Here is a 9897-nt window from a genome sequence, read left to right on the forward strand (position 1 = left end):
GGCTCAGACCCCGCCGCGCTGGGACTTCGCCAGCGCGCCACCGAGTTCCGCGCGCCCGGGGATGCCGAGCTTGCGGTACGCGCCGGACAGGTGCAGCTCCACCGTCCGCCGCGTGAGGTGCAGCGCCGTGGCGATCTCGCGGTTCGTCAGCCCCTGCGCGGCCATCACGGCGATGCGGTTCTCCTGCCGCGTCAAGCCGTGCTCGTTGTCCTTCGCCGGGGTCAGCGCCCGCCGGGCCGAGCGCAGTTCCTCCGCCGCGCGCCGGGCCAGCGGACGCGCTCCGCAGTGCTCGCTCAGCTCGACGGCCTGCCGCAGCGTCTCGATGGCCTTTTCGGACTGGCCGTGGCGCGCCTGCAGCGTGCCCAGCTCGGTCAGCGCCGTCGCCAGCTGCAGCCGGGCGGGTGACGAGCTGAGCGTCGTGATCGCCTTCGTCAGCGCTCGCTCGGCTTCGTCGTCCTCGCGGACGAGGCCCAGCGTCGTCAACGCCGTGCCCAGCGGCCGCGCCGCGCCCCAACGGGCCGCGGCGTTCATGTCCTCTTCGGCCAGCCGGGCCGCGTCGTCGGCCTGGCCCAGCGCCAGCGCCGCCCGCGCCGCGTGCGCGCGCCACGGCACGAACCCGGGGAACCGCATGCCGTGGTGGGCGAGCCGGCGCCCGCAGCTGAGCAGGTCCTCGAACCCGAAGCGGGTGTACCCGGTCGCGACGCGCAGGCGCCCGCGCGCGTACAGCAGGTAGGTGTGGGTGAACAGGCCCTGGCTCGCCACGAAGTCCATCCGGTCCAGCAGCGACGTCGCCGCCTCGAACCGGCCGAGGTCCACCCAGCACTCGACGAGCTTCGCCGCGCACAGCACGCCGACCGGGCACGTCGTCGTCCCGCCGCGCTCGTCGAAGCGGCGCAGCAGCGATTCGAAGTGGACGCTCGCGCGTTGCAGGTCGCCGCTGGCCTGCAGCGCGATCCCGCGGGCCAGGGTGGGGAGCGCGCCGTGCGGCACGTGCACGTCCCACGGCTCGCGTTCGACGTCGAGGACGCGGCAGAGCCGGTCGACGTGCGCGGGCTCGTCGGCGAGCACCGACGTCGCGAGGGTGAAGAAGTAGTGCTGCTCGAAGAGTTCACCTTCGTCGCCCGCCATCGCGTCGGCGAAGTGCGTGACCGCCTCCGGCGCGGACTCGCCGCTGCGGACGGCGTCGAGCGCCAGCAGTGCCGACCGGCTGCGTTGCGCCGCCGGGTCGGTCAGTGGCGCCCACTGCTCCTCGAAGTCGCGGAACTCCGGCGGCGGGCCGAGCCGGCTGCCGGCCTCGGCCAGGTAGGTCATGCACAGCAGCGGCCAGACGGCGTCCGGCCCGCCCGCGTCGAGCCGCGCGGCGATCTGGCCGGCCGCGCTGATCGCCAGCCGCGCGTCCTGGCCGCCGCACAGCGACAGCAGCATCGCCGACGCGATGAACCCGGCCGTGTCGCGGTTGCCGATCGTGTCGACGGCCTCCCGGACGCGCTGCGCCGCGGCGGGCGGGTCGACCTGGAACTCCGCGTGCGCCAGCTGCAGCAGCACGGCCACCCGGCGCCCCGACGTCAGCCGTTCCTCCAGCGCGCGCCGCAGGTACCGCGCGCCCAGCTCGGACCGGCCGGAGAACACGGCGTTGCGTGCGCTCAGCCGCAGGACGTCCACGCCCCACGGGATCCGGATCGACGTCGCGTCGAGCAGGTGCGCGGCCACCCGCTCGGCCGGCGCGCCGGTCTCGGACAGCAGCTTCGCCGCCCGCGCGTGGTTGACCGCGCGCGTGGTCTTCGGCATGTCCTTGAGGACGGAGTTGCGGACGAACGGGTAGGTCAGCGTGGGGGAGTTGCTGTTGTTCAGCACGTGCAGCCGGACCATGGTGTCGATCGCCTGCAGCGCTTCGAACTCGTCGACGCCGGCGAGCTGGGCCAGCAGGTCGAAGCCGGCGTCCTCGCCGAGGATCGCGGCGGCGTGCAGGATCGCCGGTCCGTGCGGGAACTCCGCCATCCGCGTGTGCAGCACCTGCCCGATCAGCGACGACCCGAGCTCGTGCGGGTCCGCGCCGGGCAGCAGCCGCGGCCGCAGCGCCTGCAGCAGGTACGGGTTCCCACCGGTCGCCTCGCGGCACGCGGTCGCGAGCTCGCCCTGGGCGAGGCCCAGGATTTCGGCCGCGCCCGCGTCGCCGAGGCCGTTGAGGGTGATCGTCGCCGGCGTGCAGCCCGCCATCTCCAGCAGCGCCACCTCGTGGTGCGGCGGGTGGCCGATCAAGGACGTGAGTATGATCAACACCGGCAGGTCGAGCACGCGGTGCCGGATGTAGGCGAGGCAGCGCATCGACCAGGCGTCGGCGAGGTGCACGTTGTCGATGCCGAGGAACAGCGGACCCCGCTCGGTCGCGTCCCGCACGATCCGGAAGAAGCGGTCCAGCGCTTCGCTCTCGCCGGCCGGCCCGCACTCCGCGGGGATCTGCGCCGAGCCGGGGTCCAGCGCGTCGGCCAGCTGGCGGGCGACCCCGCCGGGCAGGTGGCTCTCCAGCCGCGACCCGGTGGCGATCGCGACGGTGAAGCCGGCGTCCGCGGCCAGTGCGGCGGTGGCGTGCAGCGTGGCGCTCTTGCCCATGCCGAACTCGCCGACCAGCACCGCGCTCGCGGCCGTCCCGCCGAGCGCGACGGGGAACAGGCTGGTCAGACGGCGGAGCTCGGGCTCGCGGCCGGGGAGCCGCGGGGCGGGGCGCTTCGGTACCGAAGCCCCGCTGACGGGGTGCTCGGGATTTACTTCGGTATCCACCGTAAGGACTTTCATGTTGGGTTGGGGCAGACTACTGGAAACCGGCCCGACACGGGGGATCCCGCAGGTCATGGCCGGTACCGGCCACGATCTGAGCAGGGGAGACGATGGACGCAGCGGATGCGAGCCAGGCCCTCGCGGTGGCCGGCCGGGCAGCGCGGGCGACCATCGAGGTCGCCCCGAGCGCGAGCAGCAAGAGCGCGCCGGCGGCCATCCCCCGCCGGCGCGAGAACAGGCTCGGCTTCCGGCCCCGGGCCCCGCCGCCGCTCGGCGCGGGGTAGCCGGCGTCGAGCCGCGGGACGGCGCCACCGGACGCCGGGTCGCCACCGGCGGCGGAGCCACCGATGGCCGGGAGACCGGCACCGGCGCCACCGATGGCCGGGAGACCGGCACCGGAGGCCGGAGCCTCGTCGGCCGGCGGGCCACCGCCGGGTAGATACCCGAGCCGGGCCGCCGCTTCAAGGGCCTCGGCCACCGGGCGGAACCCCGCCTGGAGCTCCCGGCAGCGGGGGCACCCGCGCAGGTGGTCTTCGAACTCTTCCGCGTCGTCGAGGACACCCAGTTCGTAAGCGGCCGCCGCCCGGTGCTCCGCCCTCATCGGACCGCCACTTCCCCGAGCGCTTTCCGCAATTGCCGCATCGCCGTGTACAACCGCGATTTGACGGTTCCCTCTGGAATTCCCAAAATTGTCGCAGCCTGCCGGACCGTGTTTCCCGCGAGGTAGGTCTCGACGATGACGGCCTGATATTTCTCATCAAGTTCCGACAATGCCCGGCCAATCGTTAGTGCGGCTAACGAACTGTCCGTGCGGTCGGTGGGCTCGGCGTTTTCCGGGATCTCCAGAGCGACCTCCTGCGGGCGGACCCGGCGATTTCGCCAGCCGTCGATGACGATCCGGCGCGCCACCGTGAGCAGCCAGCCGCGCAGCATTCCGGGCTCGCGCTCGAGGGTTCCGGAGTGCTGCCACGCGCGGATCATGGTCTCCTGCACGACGTCCTCGGTCCACTGCCGGTCGTGGTTGGTCAGGGCCAGTACCTGCGCAAACAGGGTGGCGCGGAAGTCCTTGTAGAGCAGTGGGACGAGGTCGTCTCCCGCGTCGGGGCGCGCTTCGACCGCGATCGCGGACGAGGTGCCGCCGACGTGACCGTGACTTTCTCTGCCCGGTGCTTCCATAAAGCTCGCAACCTCACCTGACTGGCGGACCGTGGGGCCTGTCGGAGCGTAGCGCAAAAACACTTAATAGGCCATATGTATTAGTTTCCGTGCCCTATTGGCCGTGTCGTCAACCGTGATGGTTCATTTTCTGTCTTGTGACGCACGTCACAGTCACTAAAAGGTGACGGTGAGAACCGTGTCACACCTTTTCCTCGTAACCCCAGTGAGGACTACTTCGCGAAGGGACAACGGGGATGCCGTTCCGATTCGTGGCCTTGTTCGCCGCCACGACCGCGCTCGTGCTCGGCTGCGTTCTCCCCGCTTCCGCCGGAGAACTGCAGCAGACCGACCGCACCCTGCTGACGCGCCTGAAGCAGCACGCGCTGTGGGTGACGCCGGCGAGCAGGCAGGCCGCCGAGCGCGCCACCAACCGGCGCGTGCGCGCGGTCGCCGTCCGCATCGCCGACGACCAGGCCCGCCTCGGCGTCGCCCTGCGCGCGGTCGCCGACCGGCTCGCCGTCACCCTCCCCGGGGAGCCGACCGACCAGGAACGCGCCTGGGCGGGCGAGCTGGCCGCGGATTCCGGCGACGCGTTCGACCACGCCTACGTCAACCGCCTCCGCGCCGAGTACGGCACCCTCTTCTCCCTCGCCTCCGCCGTCCGCGCCGGCACCCGCGACGACGACGTCCGCGCGTTCGCCCAGACCGCCGTCGACACCTCCCTCGGCCACCTGACGCTCCTCGAAAGCACCGGGCTCGCCGAAACCACGTCCCTGCTCGTCCCCGCCACCGGAGACGGCACCGACGACACCCTCGGTGCCGGGGACGTCGCACTCGGGGCCGGCTTCGTGGCCGTCGCCGCCGTCGCCACGTTCGGCCTGCTCCGCCTGCTCGGAACCCCCGGCAGGACAACGCCGCGCACCCGGAGGTAAGCCCGTCCATGTCCCCGTCCGCCGCGCTGCTCCCGGTTTCGCCGCACGACACCGGGATCGCCGAGGCCGCCGCGCTGTCCGGCCGCCTCACGTACCTCTGCATGTGCCTCACGCTGTGCTGGGGCGTCCTCGCCGCCACCGGCTGGGTCCGCCGGTTCAGCGGCCGCGACGCGCTGCGCACCGGCCACGCGCTGCTCGCCGCGTTCACCCTCGCCACCGGCACCCTGCACGGGCTGACGTTCCTCTTCCTCGAGGACGACCCGTTCGGCGTCGCCGACCTGCTGGTGCCCTTCTACGACGGCTCGCCGCGGCACGCCATCGGCATCGCCGGGCTCGAGCTCGTCGTCGCCGTGTCGGTCACCGCGCGCCTGCGCCGCGGTCGCGAAGCCCGCTGGCTGCGCTTCCACCAGGCCGGCTACCTCGCCGTCGGGCTGCTCGCGGTGCACGCGTGGCTCGGCGCCGTTTCGAGCGGGCACCTGGCGGTCGTCTGGCTCGCGGGGATCACGCTGCTCGTCCCGCCGGTGCTGCTTTCGGCGCTGCGTGTGCTGCCCTCGCCGGCGCTGGTCCGGGCCGGCCTCATCGAGCCCGACCCCGAGGTCGCCGCCCTGCGCGTCGACGTCGACGACGACCGGTGCCACTCCTACGGCGTCTGCCAGTCCGAGGCGCCCGGGGTCTTCCGGCTCGGCCACGACGGGCTGCTCGAGTACGAGAAACGGCCCGGTGCCGGGGAAACGCCGAACGTCCGCGCGGCCGCGCGCGCCTGTCCCATGAGAGCCATCCACGTGTTGGGAGCCACCCGATGAGCGAACGCATCGTCATCGCCGGAGCCGGTCTCGCCGGCCTGCGTGCCGCCGAACGGTTGCGCGAACTCGGGTTCGACGGCGAAGTCGTCGTCCTCGGCGCCGAGCCGGACATCGCCTACCACCGCCCGGCGCTGTCCAAGAGCCTGCTGACCGGCGCGGTCAGCCGCGCCCAGACGCTGCTGGCCGACCCGCTCGAAGTCGACGCGGAGTGGTACTTCGACAGCCCGGTCACCGGGCTGTCGCCGAACCGGCAGGTCGTGCACCTGCGTGACGAAGAGGTCCGCTACGACGGCCTGATCATCGCCACCGGCGTCGAGCCGCGCCGGATGCCGGGCGCGCCGCACGGCCACCCGCGGGTCGTGGTCGTCCGGACGCTGTCCGACACGACGGCGCTCCAGCGCGCGCTGGCGACCAGCGCGGGCCCGGTGGCGGTGATCGGGGACGGTTTCATCGGCTGCGAGGTCGCCTCGAGCCTGCGTGAGATGAACCGCGACGTGATCCTGTTCGGCCGGTCGCGGGCGCTGATGGCCGAGGTCCTCGGCCCCGACATCGGCGACTGGCTCACCGCGCTGCACACGGCCCGCGGCGTCCGGCTGGAGCTGGGGACCACGATCCGCCGGTGGCGCCCGGGAACCACGTCGGTCGCCCTGGAGTTCGCCGACGGGCGGGCGATCGACGTGGCGTGCGTGGTGGTCGCCGTCGGCAGCGTGCCGGCGGTGTCGTGGCTGCGCGGGGCGAAGCTGCCGCTGGACGACGGCGTCGTGTGCGGGCCGACGTGCCACGTCCTGGGCTCGGAGACGATCGTCGCGGCGGGTGACGTGGCCCGCTGGCCCAACCTCCGCTACGACGCGACGCCCCGGCGGGACGAGCACTGGCTCAACGCGGTGGAGATGAGCCGCGCGGCGGCCGAGAACCTGCTGGCCGGCCCGGCGGGGTCGCCGGCGTACACGCCGGTGCCGAGGTACTGGTCGGAGCAGCACGGCGTCCGCATCCAGGTCGCGGGGCGGCCGATGCTCGGGACGGACACGGTGCTGCTGGAGTCCCCGGTGCAGGGGACGAGACCGATCACGGGATTCGTCCGCGACGGGCGGTTGATCGGCTTGATCGGGCTCGACAGCCCGGCGGCGGTGCTGCATTGGACGGCGGAGCTGGCGCGGCAACACCCGGCGCCGGCGGTGGTGCCACCGCAGCGTCCCCCGGAACCGGAGCGGCCCCGCCACCACAGCCGCGCGGCGGCCGGGTACTGACGCGAGGGCTCGCCGCGAGCTTCGGCGCCTGCGCCGGCCGGGCCGCCCGCGCCAGGCTTCGCCGCCCGCGCCAGCCCGCGCCGCGGTGGGCCGACCTGCTCGCCGGACTCGCCCCGGGATGAGCCTCGCGGTCTGCGGACCCTGCCCCGCCGGGCTGCGCCGAAGTCGCGGCGGGCCGTGCCTCGCGGTCTGCCGCCCCTGCCTGTCGGGCTGTGCCGGACTCGCGCCGGGTTGAGCTCCGCGGTCTGCCGACCTTGCCCGCCAAGCCGCGCCGAAGTCGCGGCGGGCCGTGCCTCGCGGTCTGCCGCCCCTGCCTGCCGGGCTGTGCCGAACTCGCGCCGGGCTGAGCTCCGCGGTCTGCCGACCTTGCCCGCCAAGCCGCGGCCGAACCCCCACCCGCGCGCTGAGCTACCATCTGCCCCGCGGACGAGCAGGCAGGGCGGTCGCGGGCCGGGGCGACCCGGCCCGAGGAAAGTCCGGACTCCGCAGGGCAGGGTGGTTGCTAACGGCAACCCGGGGTGACCCGCGGGAAAGTGCCACAGAAAACAGACCGCCACGGCCCGCGAGGGCCGGGGTAAGGGTGAAACGGTGGTGTAAGAGACCACCAGCGTCCCGGGTGACCGGGACGGCTGGGTAAACCCCACCCGGAGCAAGGCCAAGAGGAAGCCCCCGGGCTTCTGCGCAGGCGTTCGAGGACGGCCCGTCCGAGCCTGCGGGTAGGCCGCTGGAGCCTGCCGGCGACGGCAGGCCGAGATGGATGGCCGCCGCCCCGCGAGCCGCGAGGCGACCGGGGAACAGGATCCGGCTTACATGCCCGCTCGTCCGCCCCACCGCCGAGGGGACGTTCGCCACGACGAACGTCCCCTCGGCGCTGTACCCCCGCAGTTACCCGGTAGTAGGGTGCGCGCATGGCGGGTGACGAGAAGCGGTTCAAGTCGGCGTTCGACTCCTTGCACGCTCTGGCGTACTTCGCGCCCGAAGTGGACCAGGCCCTCACCGGCATCGGGCTGCGGCCCGGCCGGATGCCGTACTTCGCGAGCCGGTCCGCGGCCATGGGCGCCGTCGGCCCCGAGGTCGTCGCCGCCACCTTCTACAACTTCAACCCCGAGGTCGTCGCCCGCGTGATCCCGCGCGCCTGGACCCTCGCGTCGCCCGAGCAGGTCCTCGCCGCCCGGCTCGAGGGCGTCGACCGGGCCCTGACCCGGCTCCTCGGCGAAGACGAGCTCAAGAGCGACCAGGTCGTCGAGGCCGGCGAGCTCGCCCGCGAGGCCACCGCCGGGTGCACCGTCGAAGGGCGCCCCCTCTACGCGGCCCACGCCGGGCTGGACTGGCCCGAGCCGCCGCACCTCGCGCTCTGGCACGCCATCACGCTGCTGCGCGAGCACCGCGGCGACGGCCACATCGCCGCCCTCGTCCTCAACGGACTGAGCGGTGTCGAAGCGCTCGTCACGCACGTCGCCACGGGCGCCGGGTTCACCGTCGACTCCGCCAAGCTGACCCGCGGCTGGAGCGACGAGCAGTGGGACGCCGCCCAGCAGGGCCTGCGCGACCGCGGGCTGCTCGACGGCGAAGGCGCGCTGACCGGCGAAGGCGTCGCTGTCCGCGACCGCGTCGAGGTCGCGACCGAGTCGGCCGCGAAGGCGCCGTGGGAGCGCCTCGGGCCGGAGAAGCTGGCCCGGCTGGAGGAGCTCGGCCGGGATCTCACCCGCCGCGTGGTTGCGGCCGGGGCGTTCCCGAAGGGCGTTTTCGCCCAACGCCGCTCCTGAGCACCAAGATCACGCTATGTAGTGAAAGCCGTGTGAGGTTTTGAGCGCGGTGTGACGGACAACGCGGGACGCCAAGATCGACATGGCCGCCGACCGGCCGAGGGGCGGTCACTGAACGGACTCGCGCGCAGGGGCCGTTCGGGTCATGTCACACTGTTCCAGGCCGCACAACGGCCATGGCACCAGTACCCACAGTGAGCAAATCCCGGGCAATGGGGTGAGTTCGTCAGCACACTGAGAATGATGGGTGCCCGGGCTTTAACCCGAGGGCCCTTGCCGCGATGATGGTGGGCGTGGAGTTTTCGTGTGCCCTGCCCGCCACACCGGTTGACAAGCCAGCCGTCATCTACGCAGCGCGCTTTGACCACTACCCCTCGTAGCCCCCATTATGTTCGAAGCACCGCCTGAGCCACAGCCGCGCGGGCCCCACCGCGCACCGGGAGTATCGCGATGATGACCTTGACCACCCTCGACACGCTGGCCGCCGGCGGCGAACTGGGCACGGGCAACGTGCGCCAGTGGCTGCTCGACAACATCATCCCCCTGGTGCTGCTGGCCGTGGCCCTCCTGCTCCTCTGGCTGGGCGGCGGCAAGGGCGACAACGCCGGTGTCATGCGGCGGCTCGCCGGCGTGGTCATCGCGCTCGCCATCATCGGACTCGCGGTCAGCGGCGCGGGCGTGAACGTGGGCCAGTGGATCGCCGGCCTGTTCACCGGCTGAGGCGGGCCGCGTGCGCATCAGGACTGACGACGAGGTTTACCGGGTCGACGCCGTGTGGCTCGGCCCGCCGAAAGCGACTTTTCCCTGGAGAGCCCGCTACGTCGCGTGGCTCATCGGCATCCCGGCGTTCTTCGTCGTGCTCGGCATCGAGCGCTGGGCCGGGTGGAGCTTCGGGTTCTTCTCGACGGCGTGGGCGTTCGTCGCCACCATCGTGATCACCCGGCTGCTCACGGCCAAGATCAGCCACGAGCGCCCGCTGGGCACCGTGGTCACGATGGCCGGGCGCGAGCTCAACACCCCCAGAGAGGTGACCACGGGCACCGGGGGCGCGGTCAGCGCCAGCCGCGTCCGGGTACGGGCCGAGCGCCCGCTGCCGAAGCACAAGCGGAGGCGGCAGTACCAGCACCACGGCGCGCCGCCGGGTGCTGCCTTCACCCAGGGAACACCACGAGCGCGCCGGAGCCGCGGCAACGCGGCTCGGGCCGGGAGGTAGTCG

General features: G+C 73.1%; 9 protein-coding genes and 1 other RNA gene. 7 read left to right on the forward strand and 3 right to left on the reverse strand.

Annotated elements, in window-relative coordinates:
• Positions 1 to 3 precede the first annotated feature (3 nt).
• Genes ACWEVP_RS39365 through ACWEVP_RS39375 form a run of 3 tightly spaced genes read right to left on the reverse strand, consistent with a single transcriptional unit; the run spans position 4 to position 3951 of the window.
• Positions 4 to 2778, reverse strand: a complete 2775-nt coding sequence (locus tag ACWEVP_RS39365) for an AAA family ATPase (protein ID WP_452067658.1) — start codon at positions 2776 to 2778, stop codon at positions 4 to 6.
• Positions 2779 to 2809: 31 nt separating this feature from the next.
• On the reverse strand, positions 2810 to 3376 hold the full coding sequence (locus ACWEVP_RS39370) for a zf-HC2 domain-containing protein (RefSeq protein ID WP_452067659.1): 567 nt from the start codon (positions 3374 to 3376) through the stop codon (positions 2810 to 2812).
• The gene (locus ACWEVP_RS39375) at positions 3373 to 3951 is read right to left on the reverse strand and encodes a sigma-70 family RNA polymerase sigma factor (RefSeq protein ID WP_452067660.1); all 579 of its coding nucleotides are present in this window, start codon (positions 3949 to 3951) and stop codon (positions 3373 to 3375) included. The genes ACWEVP_RS39370 and ACWEVP_RS39375 overlap by 4 nt, the downstream gene beginning before the upstream one ends.
• Before the next feature lie 236 nt (positions 3952 to 4187).
• On the opposite strand from ACWEVP_RS39375, the gene ACWEVP_RS39380 reads away from it, so the two are divergent.
• The 7 genes from ACWEVP_RS39380 (at position 4188) to ACWEVP_RS39410 (ending at position 9894) form a co-directional block, all read left to right on the forward strand.
• A complete protein-coding gene (locus ACWEVP_RS39380) occupies positions 4188 to 4865 on the forward strand; it encodes a DUF4142 domain-containing protein (RefSeq protein WP_452067661.1) in 678 nt (225 codons plus the stop codon).
• An 8-nt stretch (positions 4866 to 4873) separates the two neighbouring features.
• The gene (locus tag ACWEVP_RS39385) at positions 4874 to 5668 is read left to right on the forward strand and encodes a ferredoxin (RefSeq protein WP_452067662.1); all 795 of its coding nucleotides are present in this window, start codon (positions 4874 to 4876) and stop codon (positions 5666 to 5668) included.
• Positions 5665 to 6915: an NAD(P)/FAD-dependent oxidoreductase gene (locus ACWEVP_RS39390; RefSeq protein ID WP_452067663.1), complete on the forward strand. Its 1251-nt coding sequence runs from the start codon at positions 5665 to 5667 to the stop codon at positions 6913 to 6915. Before ACWEVP_RS39385 ends, ACWEVP_RS39390 begins: the two co-directional genes overlap by 4 nt.
• Before the next feature lie 427 nt (positions 6916 to 7342).
• An RNA gene (gene rnpB / locus ACWEVP_RS39395) (RNase P RNA component class A) lies at positions 7343 to 7740 on the forward strand.
• Between the two features lie 83 nt (positions 7741 to 7823).
• Positions 7824 to 8681: an SCO6745 family protein gene (locus tag ACWEVP_RS39400; RefSeq protein WP_452067664.1), complete on the forward strand. Its 858-nt coding sequence runs from the start codon at positions 7824 to 7826 to the stop codon at positions 8679 to 8681.
• Positions 8682 to 9131: 450 nt separating this feature from the next.
• Positions 9132 to 9401: a hypothetical protein gene (locus ACWEVP_RS39405; RefSeq protein WP_364463711.1), complete on the forward strand. Its 270-nt coding sequence runs from the start codon at positions 9132 to 9134 to the stop codon at positions 9399 to 9401.
• Positions 9402 to 9411: 10 nt separating this feature from the next.
• Positions 9412 to 9894 (forward strand): hypothetical protein, encoded by a 483-nt coding sequence (locus tag ACWEVP_RS39410; RefSeq protein ID WP_452067665.1) that lies wholly within the window; start codon positions 9412 to 9414, stop codon positions 9892 to 9894.
• The last annotated feature ends 3 nt before the right edge of the window (positions 9895 to 9897 follow it).

The sequence above is a fragment of the Amycolatopsis sp. NPDC003865 genome (genome assembly GCF_053605345.1).

Excerpts from the sequence above, each read along its gene's own strand:
- ACWEVP_RS39370 (WP_452067659.1), bottom strand. The coding sequence starts at position 3,376 with ATGAGGGCGGAGCACCGGGCGGCGGCCGCTTACGAACTGGGTGTCCTC.
- ACWEVP_RS39375 (WP_452067660.1), bottom strand. The coding sequence starts at position 3,951 with ATGGAAGCACCGGGCAGAGAAAGTCACGGTCACGTCGGCGGCACCTCG.
- ACWEVP_RS39380 (WP_452067661.1), top strand. The coding sequence starts at position 4,188 with ATGCCGTTCCGATTCGTGGCCTTGTTCGCCGCCACGACCGCGCTCGTG.
- ACWEVP_RS39385 (WP_452067662.1), top strand. The coding sequence starts at position 4,874 with ATGTCCCCGTCCGCCGCGCTGCTCCCGGTTTCGCCGCACGACACCGGG.
- ACWEVP_RS39390 (WP_452067663.1), top strand. The coding sequence starts at position 5,665 with ATGAGCGAACGCATCGTCATCGCCGGAGCCGGTCTCGCCGGCCTGCGT.
- ACWEVP_RS39400 (WP_452067664.1), top strand. The coding sequence starts at position 7,824 with ATGGCGGGTGACGAGAAGCGGTTCAAGTCGGCGTTCGACTCCTTGCAC.
- ACWEVP_RS39405 (WP_364463711.1), top strand. The coding sequence starts at position 9,132 with ATGATGACCTTGACCACCCTCGACACGCTGGCCGCCGGCGGCGAACTG.